This window comes from Stenotrophomonas chelatiphaga (genome assembly GCF_001431535.1).
In the GTDB taxonomy this organism is placed as follows: Bacteria; Pseudomonadota; Gammaproteobacteria; order Xanthomonadales; family Xanthomonadaceae; genus Stenotrophomonas; species Stenotrophomonas chelatiphaga.
In genome coordinates, this window is the sequence record NZ_LDJK01000032.1 from 1 (window position 1) to 15,684 (window position 15,684).

At 67.4% G+C, this 15,684-nt stretch carries 13 protein-coding genes; 5 read left to right on the forward strand and 8 right to left on the reverse strand.

Annotated features, from left to right (window positions below; all coding sequences use genetic code 11):
• Positions 1 to 153: 153 nt before the first annotated feature.
• From ABB28_RS08210 to ABB28_RS08225, 4 genes are all read right to left on the reverse strand, one after another.
• Positions 154 to 588, reverse strand: a complete 435-nt coding sequence (locus tag ABB28_RS08210) for an NfeD family protein (RefSeq protein ID WP_057508168.1) — start codon at positions 586 to 588, stop codon at positions 154 to 156.
• 1 nt (position 589) lies between these two features.
• Positions 590 to 1,552 (reverse strand): SPFH domain-containing protein, encoded by a 963-nt coding sequence (locus ABB28_RS08215; protein WP_057508169.1) that lies wholly within the window; start codon positions 1,550 to 1,552, stop codon positions 590 to 592.
• A gap of 402 nt (positions 1,553 to 1,954) precedes the next feature.
• Positions 1,955 to 2,698: a FadR/GntR family transcriptional regulator gene (locus ABB28_RS08220; protein WP_042615027.1), complete on the reverse strand. Its 744-nt coding sequence runs from the start codon at positions 2,696 to 2,698 to the stop codon at positions 1,955 to 1,957.
• A gap of 103 nt (positions 2,699 to 2,801) precedes the next feature.
• On the reverse strand, positions 2,802 to 5,687 hold the full coding sequence (locus ABB28_RS08225) for a TonB-dependent receptor (RefSeq protein ID WP_057508170.1): 2,886 nt from the start codon (positions 5,685 to 5,687) through the stop codon (positions 2,802 to 2,804).
• A gap of 250 nt (positions 5,688 to 5,937) precedes the next feature.
• Here ABB28_RS08225 and ABB28_RS08230 point away from each other — a divergent pair, with 250 nt between their 5' ends.
• The 5 genes from ABB28_RS08230 to ABB28_RS08250 are packed head-to-tail and all read left to right on the forward strand — an operon-like array spanning position 5,938 to position 12,923.
• Positions 5,938 to 7,371, forward strand: a complete 1,434-nt coding sequence (locus ABB28_RS08230; protein WP_083491976.1) for a polysaccharide lyase 6 family protein — start codon at positions 5,938 to 5,940, stop codon at positions 7,369 to 7,371.
• A complete protein-coding gene (locus ABB28_RS08235; protein ID WP_057508171.1) occupies positions 7,368 to 9,620 on the forward strand; it encodes an oligoalginate lyase in 2,253 nt (750 codons plus the stop codon). Before ABB28_RS08230 ends, ABB28_RS08235 begins: the two co-directional genes overlap by 4 nt.
• A complete protein-coding gene (locus ABB28_RS08240; protein ID WP_057508172.1) occupies positions 9,617 to 10,927 on the forward strand; it encodes an MFS transporter in 1,311 nt (436 codons plus the stop codon). Before ABB28_RS08235 ends, ABB28_RS08240 begins: the two co-directional genes overlap by 4 nt.
• 51 nt (positions 10,928 to 10,978) lie before the next feature.
• Positions 10,979 to 11,731, forward strand: a complete 753-nt coding sequence (locus tag ABB28_RS08245; protein ID WP_057508173.1) for an SDR family NAD(P)-dependent oxidoreductase — start codon at positions 10,979 to 10,981, stop codon at positions 11,729 to 11,731.
• Positions 11,732 to 11,744: 13 nt separating this feature from the next.
• Positions 11,745 to 12,923 (forward strand): GDSL-type esterase/lipase family protein, encoded by a 1,179-nt coding sequence (locus tag ABB28_RS08250; protein WP_057508174.1) that lies wholly within the window; start codon positions 11,745 to 11,747, stop codon positions 12,921 to 12,923.
• 200 nt (positions 12,924 to 13,123) lie between these two features.
• Here ABB28_RS08250 and ABB28_RS08255 read toward each other — a convergent pair whose 3' ends face one another.
• The 4 genes from ABB28_RS08255 to nudE are packed head-to-tail and all read right to left on the reverse strand — an operon-like array spanning position 13,124 to position 15,643.
• The gene (locus ABB28_RS08255) at positions 13,124 to 13,447 is read right to left on the reverse strand and encodes a YnfA family protein (protein ID WP_057508175.1); all 324 of its coding nucleotides are present in this window, start codon (positions 13,445 to 13,447) and stop codon (positions 13,124 to 13,126) included.
• The gene (gene mazG / locus ABB28_RS08260; protein ID WP_057508176.1) at positions 13,444 to 14,265 is read right to left on the reverse strand and encodes a nucleoside triphosphate pyrophosphohydrolase; all 822 of its coding nucleotides are present in this window, start codon (positions 14,263 to 14,265) and stop codon (positions 13,444 to 13,446) included. Before mazG ends, ABB28_RS08255 begins: the two co-directional genes overlap by 4 nt.
• Entirely contained in the window at positions 14,262 to 15,089 is an 828-nt protein-coding gene (gene cysQ / locus ABB28_RS08265; RefSeq protein ID WP_057508177.1) for a 3'(2'),5'-bisphosphate nucleotidase CysQ, read from the reverse strand. The genes mazG and cysQ overlap by 4 nt, the downstream gene beginning before the upstream one ends.
• Positions 15,086 to 15,643, reverse strand: a complete 558-nt coding sequence (gene nudE / locus ABB28_RS08270; protein ID WP_057508178.1) for an ADP compounds hydrolase NudE — start codon at positions 15,641 to 15,643, stop codon at positions 15,086 to 15,088. Before nudE ends, cysQ begins: the two co-directional genes overlap by 4 nt.
• Between the last annotated feature and the right edge of the window lie 41 nt (positions 15,644 to 15,684).

Below are 15,684 nucleotides of genomic sequence, written 5' to 3' on the forward strand. Positions count from 1 at the left end.
GTCAGCGGGTCGGGCGGTGGGGCTGGGCGGGGGCGTTGAGCGCCATGGATGGCGCGAAACGAGGCCCGCATGGATGCAGTTTTTGCCGTCCCCCGCACAGCCCCACCGCCCGGCCCAGCGCCGTATACATGAAGCCCCACCCGCGAGGGGGTCTCACCCGTTCGCTTCCACCTGCAGCACGCCATTGACCACCGCCACCACCCGCACCGGCGTTCCCGCCGCCAGGTCCGGCCCGGTCACCTGCCATGACGCATCGTCGATGCTCACCCGCCCCTGCCCCGCCACGATGCCCTGCTGCAGCACCGCCACGCGGCCCACCAGCTGTTCGCTGCGGCGGTTCAACAGCGGCTTGTCGCTTTCGCGCCCACGGGTGCGGCCCCAGCGCCGATACGCCTGGATCGCCACCACGCTCAGCACCACGAAGGCCACCACCTGCCACAGCACCGGAATGCCCGGCACCAGCGCGGTGATCAGGAACACCGCCGCCGCCCCGATGCCGATCCACAGCATGAACGCGCCCGGCGCCATCGCTTCGGCGGCGAACAGCAGCAGGGCCAGTGCCCCCCATCCGACCACTTCCCAGCGCATGTCAGTCTCCAAAGCGCGGCGGTACCGCGCGGGTAGCCTTGTTCTCTTCCTGTTTGGCGAAGGCGTGCCTGGCCAGCTCGGCGACGCCGGCGATCGAGCCGATCACGCCACTGGCTTCCATCGGCATCAGCACCAGCTTCTGGTTCGGCGAGGTCGCCAGTTCCTTGAACGCTTCGACGTACTTCTGTGCGATGAAGTAGTTGATCGCCTGCACGTCACCTTCGGCGATCGCCACCGACACCATCTGGGTCGCCTTGGCCTCGGCTTCGGCCAGGCGCTCGCGCGCTTCGGCATCGCGGAATGCCGCTTCACGGCGGCCCTCGGCTTCCAGCACCGTCGCCTGTTTCTCACCGTCCGCACGCAGAATCTCCGACTGGCGTGCGCCTTCGGCTTCGAGGATCTGCGCGCGCTTCTCGCGCTCGGCCTTCATCTGCCGCGCCATCGCATCGAGCAGGTCACGCGGTGGCTGGATATCGCGGATCTCGATGCGGTTGACCTTCAGTCCCCAGGGATTGGTGGCCTGGTCGACCACGCTGAGCAGCTGGGCATTGATCACTTCGCGCTGGCTGAGCGATTCATCCAGGTCCATCGAGCCGATCACGGTCCGGATGTTGGTCTGCACCAGGGCGATCATCGCCACTTCCAGGTTGGACACTTCATAGGCCGCCTTGGCCGCATCCAGCACCTGGAAGAACACCACCCCGTCCACGCGCACGGCGGCGTTGTCCTTGGTGATCACTTCCTGGCTCGGCACGTCCAGTACCTGTTCCATCATGTTCACCTTGCGCCCCACCCCGTAGACGATCGGGATCAGGAAGTGCAGGCCGGGCGACATGGTGTGGGTATAGCGCCCGAAGCGCTCCACCGTCCATTCATACCCCTGCGGCACCATCCGTACGGCCTTGAACAGGATCATCACGGCCACCAGGGCCAGCACCACGGTAAAGAACATCGTCGGGAACATCGCGCTTCCTCTTCCATGAAAACCGACCTGCAGCATACCGCGCGGGGTGGGTATGCCGCGCTGGCGGCTTTTTTTCCCTTTCGCGCTGCGGCGGCAGGCAGGGCTGTGCAGGACACGCCGCAAGTCCCGCTCCGCGGCCCGGCCCATCCGCCGGCGGCTGTGCGTTCGAGCGCATGCGAGGCAGTGCCTCGCAAGCAATGCGCGCTCACCCTTGTAGGCTACTGTTCGGCTCCTGCCTCACGACGGTCCTGCACACCCCTGCCTGCCACCGCCGGACAGTGGGTCGGTCCGCCCGGGGCAAACGAGAAGAAAGAAGAGGTAGCGCCGAGCCATGCTCGGCGGACGCCATCCGCACGCATCGACAGCCAGCCGCCGAGCATGGCTCGGCGCTACCGCATCCTTTCAGATGCGCGTGGTCGCCATGAAGCGTTCGCGGTCGTGCGCGGTGCGGCGGCGGATCTCCGCCAGGGCTTCGTTCTCGGTGGCTTCCAGCATCGCCTCGAACAGGCGCTGGAAGTGATGGCGCATCGCGTTGCGCGCTGCAACAGGATCGCGCGAGGCCAGGGCCTCGAAGATCGCCATGTGCTCGTCCGCGCGGCTGGCGCCATCGTCGTGGCACACCCGCGAATAGACCTCGGCCACCCGCGGCAGGTCGCTGCGCATACGCCAGATCTGCTGCACGAAGTATTCCACCACCGGGTTGCCGGACAGGCGCGCGATGGTCAGGTGGAAGCGGCGGTCGAAATCACCCGCCTCGGCATCGGTGAGGTCGCGGCGGCACAGCGCCTCGGCCAGCACCCGCAGTTCGGCGATGTCCGCATCGTCCAGGTTGCCGGCCGCCAGCGCCGCTGCTTCGGCTTCGAACACCGCACGCGCCGCGGTCAGGTCGAAGGCGCTTACGTCAGGGAAACCGCCCTGCCCGTCCAGCGGACGCGGTTTCACATAGACACCCGAACCGATCCGGATGGCGATCCAGCCCTGCGCTTCCAGGGCGATTTCCGCCTCGCGCACGGTGACCCGGCTCACGCCGAAACGTTCGGCCAGCTCCCGTTCGCCGGGCAGGCGCGCGCCGGGCGGGAACTCTCCGTCCTCGATCAACTTGCGCAGTTTTGCGGCGATGGTCTGGTACAGGCGGTTGGCGGACATGGGCTGACCCTCGGTGGTTCCCTCCGGCACCGTCCCGGGCCACCGCACGCGGGGCTGGTCCGGTTGGAGCAACGGCGCGATCACCAGGACCGCGCCGTCTCGTTCAGAACTTGTATCGTACACCGAAAAATGCACGTCGCCCGTAGCTCACCACCTCGCGGAAGTTGCCATAGGAAGGCTGGTAGGCCACGCGCGGTTCATTGGTGATGTTCATCAGTTCCAGCGACAGCGACAGGTTCTTGTTCACCCGGTAGCGGGCGCGCAGGTCCACGCTGGTGTTGTCATCGTAGTAACGGTTCTGCTGCGCGGTGTTGCCGGTGAAGTCCTGGTAGTAGTGCGAGCGGAACTTGGCGATGGCCTGGATGTTGAACGGGCCGACATCCCAGTACAGCGATCCGGACAGCACGTGCCGCGAGAACCCGCTCAGGCCCGCCGGCGCCACGATCGCCGGGATCAGCGTGCCATCGCTGGCCAGCTGCTCGCCCAGCCGCGAATCCTGGGTTTCATAGTCCGAATCGGCGTAGTTGTAGCTGACCTTGAAGCCGAGGCCATCGAAGGGCTGCGGCAGGTAGGAGAAGCGGTGCGTGGCACTGAGCTCCATGCCGGTCAGCGTGCTGTCTTCGTCGGTGGTGACCTGCTGGCGCACCGGCACGGTGACCGACTGTCCGTTGATGGTGTAGGTCTCATCGACCAGCGCGGTGGCGGTACCGCCATTGAACTGCTTCCAGTAGACGGCGGCGGCCAGCAGCGTATCCGGGTTCGGATACCACTCCAGCGACAGGTCGCCGTTCCAGCTCATCAGCGGCTGCGCGGCCGGATTGCCGCTGGCACTGATGTCATCCAGCGCATCGGCCAGGTTGCCGAAGCTGGCATCGCTGTTGACGTTGATGGTGCGGCCGGCGCCCAGCGCGGAGATGTCCGGACGCGACATGGCGCGGTAGCCGGCCACGCGCAGCAGCAGGTCGTCGCGCAGTTCGAAGGAGGCGTTGACGCTGGGCAGCAGCTTGTCGTTGCCGGCCTTGAAGGTCTGGGTGGTGAAGTCGCCGGTCGGCTGCAGGCGGATGGTGCCATCGCCGTTGTCCAGCACGGTCAGCCCGGTGCGCACGCCCTCCGAGCGCACATCGGTCTTGACCCAGCGCACGCCGACATTGCCGGTCACCGGCAGGCCGAACCATTCGCTGGCGAACTCACCCAGCAGGTACAGCGAGCGGGTCTTTTCGGTGATATCGACGTTGTTGGGATCCGGTTGCGACGGGTCCAGCAGGCTGTCGCTGGTGCCGCGGAAGGACTGGTACAGGCACATCGGGTCGAAGTAGGCCCACTCGGAGATCGTGTTGCCACTGGCGGCATCCATGAAATCCTTCTGCGGGAAGGCCGTGCGGCAGGCCCGGTTGGCGGCGATGATCGCGGCCTTGTCACCCGCTACGCGCGGGTCGTAATCGGTAAGCAGGGTGTTGTCGCGCAGGGTGTAATCGGCCTGGCTGGCGCGCACGCCGCCCTTGATCCGGGTGAAGAAGCCGGATTCTGGCATGAAGCTGGCATCGAAGCGGCCGGCGCGGATCTGGTGGTCGTTCTCGGTCTGGCTGGAGGTCACGCGCGCCGCGCCGGTGTAGGCGTCCCAGTTGCCCGGGTCGAAGGCCGGATCGAGGTAGACGCTCGGCACTTCGCCCTGCCACGCCCAGTCATAGTTCACATAGCCGGTGGCGCCGCTGCTGATGCCCGGCACGATGGCGTTGGCGGTGTCGCGCTGGTTGGCGCGCAGGCGGGTGGCGCGTTCGTTGTCCAGCCGCTCGGTATGCGAATACGACAGGTCGGTGGACAGCTCCCAGGCGGGGCTGGGGCGCACGATCAGGTTGAGTCCGCCGCCGGTGTATTCCTCGTTGCGCCAATAGCGGTTGGAGGTCGAATCGATCGACGTGCTGCCGGACAACGCGCGCACCACGCCGTTGTCGTCCACCTGGCGGTTGATGATGCCGCGGCGGGTGTTGGAGAGGCTCAGGTCGCTGCGGTTCTCATACCAGTTGCGGTCGGTGTGTTCGACATCGACATTGACCTCGACCACGTCATTGGGCCGCCACTGCACTGCGGCGAACTCGCTCTGGCGGTCGTTGCGCTCCTGCTTCAGGCGGTAGATGCGGCTGCTGGGCACCAGGTAATACGGCGTGCCGGCGGCAATGGCTGCAGCACCCGGCTCGGTGCAGTTGGCGTTGGCGACGTTGACCCGCCCGTCGCAGGCGTACCAGGTGGAGCCACTGGTGATGCTTTCTTCCGGATCAGACCCTTCCAGGCGCTGGATGCCCAGCGAGACGCCGAGCTTGCCGCCGTTGCTGAACTCGAACTGGTCGATGTAGCTGGCGGTACCGCGGTAGCCGATGCCATCGTCGTCCTTGTACTTCTTGTCGTACTCCGCCCAGCTGCCGCGCAGGTCCATCTGCACCGCGCGCTTGCCGTATTCCAGCGGTTTCACCGTCTCCAGCCCGATCGTGCCGGCTACGCCGCCTTCGATGATGTCGGCGCGCTGGGTCTTGTAGATCGCCACGGTGTTGATCAGCTCGGCCGGGAACATGTTGAAGTTCACCGAACGGTCGCCGCTGCCGTTGGTGATTTCGCGGCCGTTGAAGTTGGTGCTGCTCAGGAACGCGCCCAGGCCGCGGATCGAGATTTCCGAGGCACCGGTCTTGTCGCGGGTGGAGGCCGCGCCGGTCAGCGTCTCGATGGCGTCGGCCAAAGACGGCGCCGGCAGGTCACCGATGTCTTCTGCCGACAGCACGTCCGAAATGACCGTGTCGTCGCGCTTCTTGTTGATCGAACTCTGCATGGATTCGCGGATGCCGGTGACCTGCACCTGGTCTAGCGTGGTGGCCGCACCGGCGGCCGGCGGGTCGGCCTGCTGGGCCATTGCCGGGGCGGCAGCGCACAGGGCCACAAGCAGGGCGGCCGCGAGCGGGCTTGGATGGAACCGTGAAACGGGCAGTTCGGTACGACGCATGATGTCCTCCTCCCAAAGGATGTCCCGCAGACCGGGCATGGGGCGCACTTTCCACATGCCGACACATAAATGTCAACCAATTGGACTGATTCTTTCGTCTTACCTTTGGTATAGGCCAATTCAGAGGAAAAAGATGTGCTGTTGCAGCATGACTTGCCGATCCTATTGCCCTACTTTGCATCCCAACTGGACTAGCACTACGGCTTACAATCATCCCCTGCTTCGCAGGCCACGCTTCGGAGGGAACACCATGCCGTCTGCATCACGCCATCTGACCGCCGCCCTGGTGCTGGGCTTGGGAATTCCGTTCGCACCGCAAGCCGATGCAGCCAGTTACCTGGTGCAGGACGCCGCCGAATACGCCACCGCCTCCGCGAACCTGCAGCCGGGCGATGAGATCGTGCTGGCCAGCGGCACCTGGAACAACGCGCGCCTGCTGCTTAAAGGCAACGGCACCGCGGCCGCGCCGATCACTCTGCGCGCGCAGGCGCCGGGCCAGGTGGTGCTCACCGGACAGTCCGACCTTCGCCTGGCCGGCCAGTACCTGCACGTGGCCGACCTGGTGTTCCGCGATGGCTACAGTCCCAGCGATGCGGTGGTCGCCTTCCGCGAATCCAGCAAGGCGGTGGCGCGCAACAGCCGGGTCACCGGCCTGGTGATCGACGATTACAGCAACCCGGATCCAGCCGACCAGGACCAGTGGGTGATGCTGTACGGCGCGTTCAACCGGCTGGACCACAGCCAGCTGCGCGGCAAGACCAACGCCGGCCCCACCGTGGTGGTGGTGCGTGATGCTACCCAGGGCCTGGACAACCAGCACCGCATCGACCACAACTGGTTCGGCCCGCGGCCTGCGCTGGGCGTCAACGGCGGCGAAACGCTGCGCGTCGGCACCAGCGATACCTCGCTCAGTGATTCCAACAGCACGGTCGAAGCCAACTGGTTCGAAGGCTGCGACGGCGAAACCGAGATCATTTCCAACAAGTCCGGCGGCAACACCTATCGCGGCAACGTGTTCTACCGCTCGGCCGGGTCGCTGACGCTGCGCCACGGCAACGGCAACCGCGTGCTGGACAACGTGTTCATCGGTGAGGGCAAGGCCGGCACCGGCGGCGTGCGCGTGATCAACGCGCAGCAGCAGGTCAGCAACAACTATTTCCAGGCGCTGGCCGGCAGCAGCAACCGCGCCGGGCTGGCGGTGATGCACGGGCAGGCCAACGCCGCGCTGTCCGGCTACTCGCCGGTGGTGGACGCGCTGATCGAGCGCAATACCTTCGTCGACGTGGCCAAGGTCAGCTTCGGCGTGGGCTACAACGCGGCCAGCGGCATCGTGGTGCCGCCCAGCAGCAGCCAGTTCCGCGGCAACCTGATCGTCAACCGCAGCGGTGCCAACCCGGTGACCGTCGATGGCAGCCTGGCCGGCGTGGCGTTCAGCGGCAACGTGCAATCGCCGCTTGCCTCCACCGCGCTGCCCGGCGGCGTGGACAGCATGACCGTGACCCTGGTGCAGGCGCCGAACGGCCTGTGGTCACCCTCGCCTGCGCTGGCCGCAGTGGGCGCGGCAACCAACCTGGCGGTGATGCCGCGCGACGCTACCGGGGTCACCTGGTATCCCAAACAAGGGGAATGGACGGATGCGGCCACTGTTGGCCACCGCCTGCCCGCCAACGGAGCTGATCGATGAAACACACGTGCCTGTCGCTTGCCCTCGCCGTGGCCACCGCTACCGGAACCCTGGCCCTGCTGCCAGCGTCGACAGCCTTCGCCGCAGCCCCGGCCCCGGCCCCGGCAGCAGCGGAAAGCAGCACCGCCCCGGTGCTGGTGACCGCCGCGCAATGGCAGCAGATGGCCAGCGATGGCGCGCGCTATCCCTGGTTCGCCAAGGAACAGGCGCGCAACAAGGCCATGCTGGAAAAGATGATGAAGGCGGGCATCGACGTGCCCTTCCCCAAGGACAAGGGCGGCGGACGCACCCACGAACAGCACAAGCGCAACTACCAGGCGCTGCTGGCCGCCGGCACGCTGTACCGGCTCACCGGTGACACCGCCTACGTGGACTACGCGCGGCGCATGTTGCTGGAGTACGCCACGCTGTACCCGACGCTGGGGCCGCATCCGGAAGGCCGCGGGCAGATCCCGGGACGGGTGTTCTGGCAGGTGCTGAACGACTCGGTATGGCTGGTCAATGCAGTGCAGGGCTACGACGCGATCCGCGATGCACTGCCGGCCAAGGACCGCCAGACCATCGATGACAACGTGTTCCGTCCGATGGCCGAATTCCTCGCCAGTGAGCCGAAGAACTTCGACCAGATCCACAATCATTCCACCTGGGCGGTGGCCGCCACCGGCATGACCGGCTACGTGCTGCGCGACCAGGAGCTGGTTGAGAAATCACTGCGCGGCAGCCGCAAGGACGATGCGTTCGGCTTCCTGCGCCAGGTCGACCTGCTGTTCTCGCCGGATGGATACTACGAAGAAGGCCCCTACTACCAGCGCTATGCGCTGGCACCGTTCCTGCTGTTCGCCAATGCGATCGAACGCAACGAGCCGCAGCGCGGGATCTTCCAGCGACGCGATGGCGTGCTGCTGAAGGCGGTCGACGTGCTGGTGCAGAGCAGCTATGACGGCCTGTTCTTCCCGATCAACGATGCGATCCTGGACAAGGGCGTGGACACCGAGGAACTGGTGGCCGGCATCGGCATCGCCTACGCCCGCAGTGGCGACGACCGCCTGTTGTCCGTCGCCGAACAGCAGGGCCGCCTGCTGCTGACCCCGGAAGGGCTGAAGGTGGCGCAGGGCCTGGCCGCCGGCAAGGCCAAGCCGTTCGATTACGCCCCGATGCTGCTGCGCGATGGCCCGGACGGCGACCGGGGCGGGCTGGCGATCCTGCGCATGGGCGGTGAGCGCGGCCAGGTGCTGGTGCAGAAGGACACCATGCAGGGCATGGGCCACGGCCACTTCGACAAGCTCAACTGGCTGTTCTATGACAACGGCCAGCGGGTGGTGACCGATTACGGTTCGGCGCGCTTCCTCAACGTGGAAGCCAAGCGCGGTGGCATCTACCTGGCCGAGAACCGCAGCTGGGCCAAGCAGACCATCGCCCACAACACCCTGGTGGTGGACGAGAAGAGCCACTTCAACGGTGACTGGAAGGTGGGCGAGGACCATGCTCCGTCGGTGCGCTTCTTCGAGGCGGGCAAGGACACCCAGGTCGCCTCGGCGACGATGCGCGATGCGTATCCCGGCGTGGTGTTCACCCGTACCCAGGCCCTGCTGCAGCATCCGGAGCTGGGCCTGCCGGTGGTACTGGACCTGCTGCAGGTGAGTGCGGACAAGGCCGCGCGCTTCGACCTGCCGCTGCACTTCAACGGCCACATCGTCAGTACCGGATTCGAGGCCGAACGCTTCGTCGACCAGCGCCCCGTGCTGGGCAGGGAAAACGGCTACCAGCACCTGTGGCTGGATGCGCGCAGCACGCCGGGCAGCGACCAGCGCACGCTGGCCTGGCTGCTGGACGGCCGCTTCTACAGCTACCGCTTCGGCAGCAGCGCGCCTTCGCAGGCCCTGCTGGTGGAGAGCGGCGCCAATGATCCCGAGTTCAACCTGCGGCGCGAGCCGGCGCTGGTGCAGCGCGTGGACGGGCAGCGCGCGGTGAGCTTCTTCAGCGTGCTGGAACCGCATGGTGAGTACAACGGCACCGCCGAATACGTGCACGGCGCCGACAGCCAGATCCGCGAGCTGAAGCGCGCACGCGGCAGCGATGCCGAGCTGATCGAACTGACCCTGGCCAGCGGCGCGCGCATCGCGCTGGGCGTGGCCGATGACAGCAGCGCCGATGTCGAACACAGCGTCAACGTCGAAGGACGCACTTACCGCTGGCGTGGCAGCCATGCGCGGATCGACCGCGCGGCCGGCAAGGGCGGCAGCCGATGAACGGCCCTACCGCCATCGCGCAGCTGCGCAAGGTCCCGGTGCGTTCGGCCGTGCGCTGGCTGATCGTCGGGCTGATCGCGGTCGCCACGGTGATCAACTACATCGACCGCAACGCGCTGGCGGTGATGTGGCCGGAGATCGCCCGCGAGGTGGGTGCGACCAAGGATGACTACGCGCTGCTGGTCACGGTGTTCATGCTGTTCTACGCCGCCGGCCAGTTCCTGTTCGGGCGCCTGTTCGACCTGATCGGCACGCGGATGGGCTTCGCCCTGTCGATCAGCGTCTGGTCGCTGTCCATCGCGCTGCATGCGGTGACCCATTCAATCCTGTCCTTCAGCCTGGTGCGGGCGATGCTGGGCGTCAGCGAAGCCGGCGCCTGGCCGGGCGCGGTGAAAGCCAACGCCGAATGGTTCCCCGCACGCGAACGTGCGCTGGCCCAGGGTGTCTTCAATGCCGGTGCCTCGATCGGTGCGATCGTGTCGGCCCCGGCGATCGCCGCGCTGTACCTCTGGCTGGGCTGGCGTGGCACCTTCGTGCTGGTCGGCGTGATGGGCTTCCTGTGGCTGCTGCCGTGGTTGTTCGTGTACCGCGCCGGGCCGGACAAGCATCCCTGGGTCAGCGATGCCGAACGTCGCCTGATCATGGAAGACCAGGCCGGTGCCGCGGATCCGGCAGCCCCCCGCCGCAGCGTGCGCGAACTGCTGGCGCACCGGCAGAGCTGGGGCATGCTGGCCTGCCGTTTCCTGCTGGACCCGATCTGGTGGCTGTTCGTGTCCTGGCTGCCGATCTACCTGGCCGAAACCTTCGGCTTCGACATCAAGCAGATCGGCCTGTTTGCCTGGGTTCCGTTCGTCGGCGCGATGCTCGGCAGCCTGACCGGTGGCTGGCTGTCCGGCCGGCTGATCCGCGCCGGCCACAGCGTGGATCGCGCCCGCAAATGGTCGATCACCCTCGGCTGCGTGGTGATGGCCCCTGCCCTGCTCGGCGCGGTGCTGGCGGCCGAGCCGCTGACCGCGGTGCTGACCATCGCGGCGGTGTTGTTCGGCTTCCAGGTGGCGATCGGCAACATCCAGACCCTGCCGGGTGACCTGTTCGGCGGGCGCTCGGTCGGCACGCTGGCCGGCCTGGGTGGCCTCGCCGCGGTGGCCGGCACGCTGATCACCACCTGGCTGGTGCCGGTGCTGACCCGCGAGTCATACGCGCCGATGTTCATGCTGGTGGCCGCGCTGGTACCGCTGTCGCTGATCGCGTTGTGGTGGATCACCGGTCCGGTGCGCCGCCTCGATGCCCCTTCGTCGGATTCCTGAGCGCACGCCTGCGCTCCCTCTCTCCCTCACGTAAACAAGGAGTTTCACCCCATGTCATTCCAGGACAAGGTGGCTATCGTCACCGGTGGCGGCCGCGATATCGGCCGCGACATTTCGATCAAGCTGGCCGCTGCCGGCGCCCGCGTCTGCATCAACTACGCCAACGATGAAGCCAGTGCACGACAGACCCTGGAGCTGATCCAGGCTGCCGGTGGACGGGCCATCGCGCACCGCGCCGACGTCACCGATCCGGCCGCGGTGGCCGGCCTGGTCGCTGCGGCGCAGGCCGCGTTCGGTCCCCGCATCGACGTGCTGGTCAACGTGGCCGGCGGCATGGTCGAGCGTCGCCCCTTGGCCGATATCGATCCGGCGTTCTTCCACAAGGTGATCGACCTCAACCTGACCTCGACCTACCTGACCACCCACGCGGTCGTTCCGCACATGGGCGAAGGCGCGGCGATCGTCAACTTCGCCTCGCAGGCCGGACGCGATGGCGGCGGCCCGGGTGCGGCGATCTACGCCACTGCCAAGGCCGGCGTGATGACCTTCACCCGCGCGATGGCCAAGGAACTCGGGCCCAGGGGAATCCGCGTCAATGCGCTGTGCTGCGGCATGATCGCCACCCGCTTCCACGACGAGTTCACCAAGCCGGAAGTGCGCACCGCGGTGGCCGCCGGGACGCCCCTGCGTCGCCAGGGCCTGCCCGCAGAAGCGGCCGACGTGGCGGTGTACCTGGCGTCGGACGCGGCGGCCTTCATGACCGGTGCCAACGTGGACGTCAACGGCGGTACGTTCTTCTCCTGACCGGAGCTTTGCCATGCTGCGCTGGATCACCGCTGTTTCGTTTGCCGTTGGTTCGGCGCTTTCCGCATCGGCTGCCCCTGCGCAGCCGGTGTGGATCACCGCATGGACCGCCTCGCCCGCGCCGGATCGCCTGGATGGCACGCCGCAGGCCCCCGTGCAGTTCGCCGCGCAGACCGTCCGCCAGGACATGCGGCTGGGCAGCCGCGCCGATGCGTTGCGGCTGCGCATCAGCAATGAGCTCGGGGTTGCCCCGCTGCGCCTGCAGGATGTGACGGTGCAGGGACCGTCCGGCACTGCGCTGCCGGTGAAAGTGGCCGGACGCGATGTCATCGAGGTGCCGGTCGGCGCAGCCCTGCTGACGGACGTGGTGCCGCTGCACGCGGCCGCACTGGATGAGATCCGGGTCACCGGCTACTTCCCGCAGGCGACCCGGCCGGCGGTGCGCCGCACGACCGTGCGGGTCGTCGATGGCCGTCATCCGCGCATCGCCGATTCGGTGGCGGTGTCCTACCGGCAGAATGTGTTTTCCGCGGTGCTGGTGCAGCGCGCGGATCGGCCATCGGTGATCGTGGCGCTGGGTGATTCCATCACCGAAGGCGCGACCGCCCAGCGCGGCGCGTACAACCAGTGGCCGGAACGCCTGGCGGTGCGGTTGCAGAACGCCTGCCCGGACCGCTTCGTGGTGCTCAACCAGGGCATCAGTGGCAACAAGCTGCTCGACCACGGCCGCAGCCACAGTGCCTTGTCGCGGCTGGATCGCGATGTGATCGCAACGTCCGATGCCGACCAGGTGATCGTGTTCGAAGGGATCAACGATATCCGCCATGGCGGCGGGCCGGCACCGCTGCCCGGACGCAACGCGGCGGACATGCAGGCCGGCTACCGGCAGATCGCCGAGCGGCTGCACCTGCACGGCGCGCGGGCCTTCATCGGCACGCTGACCCCGTTCGGTGGCTCGGAGCGCTACGAACCGGTTTCCGCGGCCACGCGCACGGCGATCAATGCCTGGGCACGTGGGCCGGACAGTGGCTATGACGGGGTGGTGGAGTTCGATGTGGCGCTGCGCGATCCGGCCGCACCGGAATCACTGCCCGCCGGAATCACCCGCGACCACCTGCATCCAAACGATGAAGGCTACGCACGCATGGCCGACGCGATCGATCTCGGGATGCTGGGCTGCCGGGCGCGCTGATCGTCCAGCCGCGGTGGGTGGACGACAGGTGACACGGTGGGTGACAGGTGACACGGTGGGTGACGACCGTTGGTCGTCACGCTTCTGGCTGGCGAGAGCGTGACGACCAACGGTCGTCACCCACCAGGATCGTGGGTCGTCACTCACCAGGATCGTGGGTCGTCACCCACCAGAATTCTGGATCGTCCCCCAGCCGATCATCAGCCGGTGCGCGGGGCGAACATGATCACCGCCATGCCGGCCAGGCACAGCCCTACGCCGATCAGGTCCCAGCGGCCGGGGCGGATGCCGTCCACCAGCCACAGCCAGACCAGCGCGGTGCCCACGTAGACACCGCCGTAGGCCGCGTACACGCGTCCGCTGGCCTCCGGATGCAGGGTGAGCAGCCAGGCGAACAGGGCCAGGCTGGCCGCCGCCGGCAGCAACAACCAGGCGCTGCCATCGCGACGCAGCCACAGCCACGGCAGGTAGCAGCCGATGATCTCGGCCAGCGCCGTCAACAGGAACAACCCGAAGGTTTTCACGACGCGCTTTCGGCCGCCTTCGCGTGCTGCCAGAGCGCTTCCTGGGCATCCAGGTCCAGCTCGGCCAGGCGCGTGCCGTGTTCGCCGGCGCGGGCTTCCATCGCGCGGAAGCGTCGCTCGAACTTGTGGTTGGCCCCGCGCAGCGCCGCGCCCAGATCAAGTTCGGCGTGGCGTGCCAGGTTGGCGCAGACGAACAACAGGTCGCCGAGCTCTTCCTGCAAGCGGGCCTTGTTTGCCGCCACGTCACCGCGTTCGAATTCCTCGCGCAGTTCCTGCAGCTCCTCGGCGGCCTTGTCCAGCACCGGCAACGGGCCGGGCCAGTCGAACCCGACCTTGGCCGCGCGCGACTGCAGCTTCATCGCCCGCTGCCATTCCGGCAGTCCGCGCGAGATGCCGGCCAGCGCCGAAGCATCCGTCTCGCCCTTGGCGGCGCGCTCTTCGCGCTTGATCGCGTCCCAGTTGCGCAGCACCTCGGCGGCATCGCCGGCACTGGCATCGGCGAAGATGTGCGGGTGGCGGCGCACCATCTTGTCGTTGATGCTGCGTGCCACGTCGGCGAAGGCGAACGCGCCCTGCTCCTGCGCCATCTGCGCGTGGAAGACCACCTGCAGCAGCAGGTCGCCGAGTTCGTCGCACAGGTCGTCCAGGTCGCCGCGATCGATCGCATCGGCTACCTCGTAGGCCTCTTCGATGGTGTACGGCGCGATGCTGGAAAAATCCTGCTCCAGGTCCCATGGGCAGCCGCCCTGCGGGTCGCGCAGGCGCGCCATGATCGCCAACAGGCGGCCCAGTTCGGTGGCAGCGTCGCTCGTGCTCATGCAGTCTCCGGTTCGTCGGGGGGCAGCCAGTCGCGCCATGCCAGGCGGGTATCACCCAATGCCATGAAATCACCATTGAGCAGGCTTTCGCGGCGGTTGTAACGGAACGGCTTGCCGGTGGCGGTGGACAGCACCGCACCACCGGCCGCGTGCAGCACGCACTGCCCGGCGGCGGTATCCCACTCGCTGGTCGGACCCAGCCGCGGATACACATCCAGGTCGCCTTCGGCGATCCGGCAGAACTTCAACGAGGAGCCCTGGGCCACGGTCTCGATATCACCCATGCGATCCAGCAGCGCCTGCGTGCGCGCCGAACGGTGCGAGCGGCTGGCGGCGACCCGCAGCGGTGACTGCGCCGGCACGCGGGTGCGCAGCACGGTGTCATGCGCGCCCTGCCGACGGTAGGCCTGCTCCCCGCGCATCGCGTGCCACACCAGCCCGGTCACCGGTGCCAGCACCACGCCGAAGGTCGGCGCGCCCTGGTAGACCAACGCGATGTTGACGCTGAATTCGCCATTGCGCTTGATGAACTCTCGCGTGCCGTCCAGCGGATCCACCAGCCAGTAGGCGCCCCAGTGGCGCCGCGTTTCCCAGGCAGCCGCGGTGGCTTCCTCGGACAGGATCGGCAGGTCCGGCGTCAGCCGCGACAGGCCGCTGACGATGCGCTGGTGCGCGGCCAGGTCGGCGGCGGTGACCGGGCTGTCATCGGCCTTCAGGGTGATGTCGAAACCGGAGGCGTAGACCTGCATGATCGCCGCTGCGGCATCCTGGGCAATCGCGATCACGGTTTCGCGCAGGTCGGTGGTGAGGCGTGCGTGGGTCATGGCCCCGTCGCGCCGCGTTGCAGCCACTCACGGGCGATGAACAAGGCCGCCAGCGAACGGCCCTCGGAGAAGTCTTCGCGCAGCATCAGCTGGTCGATCCGCGACAGCTTCCACGGCACCACTTCCAGTTCTTCCGGCTCATCCCCCTGCAGCCGTTCCGGGTACAGATCGCGCGCCACCACCAGCCACGACTGGTGGCTCATGTAAGTGGGAGCGAGTGTCATGGCACGCAGCACGTCCACCCGGTGCGCGCCGTAGCCGGCCTCTTCCTTCAGCTCGCGGTCGGCTGCCTGCTCCGGCGTTTCGCCGGCATCGATGCGGCCCTTGACCAGTCCCAGCTCATAGCGGTGCATGCCTGCGGCGTATTCACGCACCAGCAGCACGGTGTCGTCGTCCAGCATCGGCACCACCACCACCGCACCGTGGCCGCGGCTGACCAGGCGCTCGAAGCGGCGCTGTTCACCGTTGGAAAACTCCAGGTCCAGGTGCTGGCGCTGGAACGGGCCGTTTTCCTCATCGGTGATGCGATGGATGATCGGCAGGGGACGGCTCATGCGGTATGCCCCGCGCGGGCCGATAGAATGGACGGAGGAAG

Excerpts from the sequence above, each read along its gene's own strand:
- ABB28_RS08245 (WP_057508173.1), top strand. The coding sequence starts at position 10,979 with ATGTCATTCCAGGACAAGGTGGCTATCGTCACCGGTGGCGGCCGCGAT.
- cysQ (WP_057508177.1), bottom strand. The coding sequence starts at position 15,089 with ATGACCCACGCACGCCTCACCACCGACCTGCGCGAAACCGTGATCGCG.
- ABB28_RS08250 (WP_057508174.1), top strand. The coding sequence starts at position 11,745 with ATGCTGCGCTGGATCACCGCTGTTTCGTTTGCCGTTGGTTCGGCGCTT.
- mazG (WP_057508176.1), bottom strand. The coding sequence starts at position 14,265 with ATGAGCACGAGCGACGCTGCCACCGAACTGGGCCGCCTGTTGGCGATC.
- ABB28_RS08225 (WP_057508170.1), bottom strand. The coding sequence starts at position 5,687 with ATGCGTCGTACCGAACTGCCCGTTTCACGGTTCCATCCAAGCCCGCTC.
- ABB28_RS08220 (WP_042615027.1), bottom strand. The coding sequence starts at position 2,698 with ATGTCCGCCAACCGCCTGTACCAGACCATCGCCGCAAAACTGCGCAAG.
- ABB28_RS08230 (WP_083491976.1), top strand. The coding sequence starts at position 5,938 with ATGCCGTCTGCATCACGCCATCTGACCGCCGCCCTGGTGCTGGGCTTG.
- nudE (WP_057508178.1), bottom strand. The coding sequence starts at position 15,643 with ATGAGCCGTCCCCTGCCGATCATCCATCGCATCACCGATGAGGAAAAC.
- ABB28_RS08215 (WP_057508169.1), bottom strand. The coding sequence starts at position 1,552 with ATGTTCCCGACGATGTTCTTTACCGTGGTGCTGGCCCTGGTGGCCGTG.
- ABB28_RS08235 (WP_057508171.1), top strand. The coding sequence starts at position 7,368 with ATGAAACACACGTGCCTGTCGCTTGCCCTCGCCGTGGCCACCGCTACC.
- ABB28_RS08240 (WP_057508172.1), top strand. The coding sequence starts at position 9,617 with ATGAACGGCCCTACCGCCATCGCGCAGCTGCGCAAGGTCCCGGTGCGT.
- ABB28_RS08210 (WP_057508168.1), bottom strand. The coding sequence starts at position 588 with ATGCGCTGGGAAGTGGTCGGATGGGGGGCACTGGCCCTGCTGCTGTTC.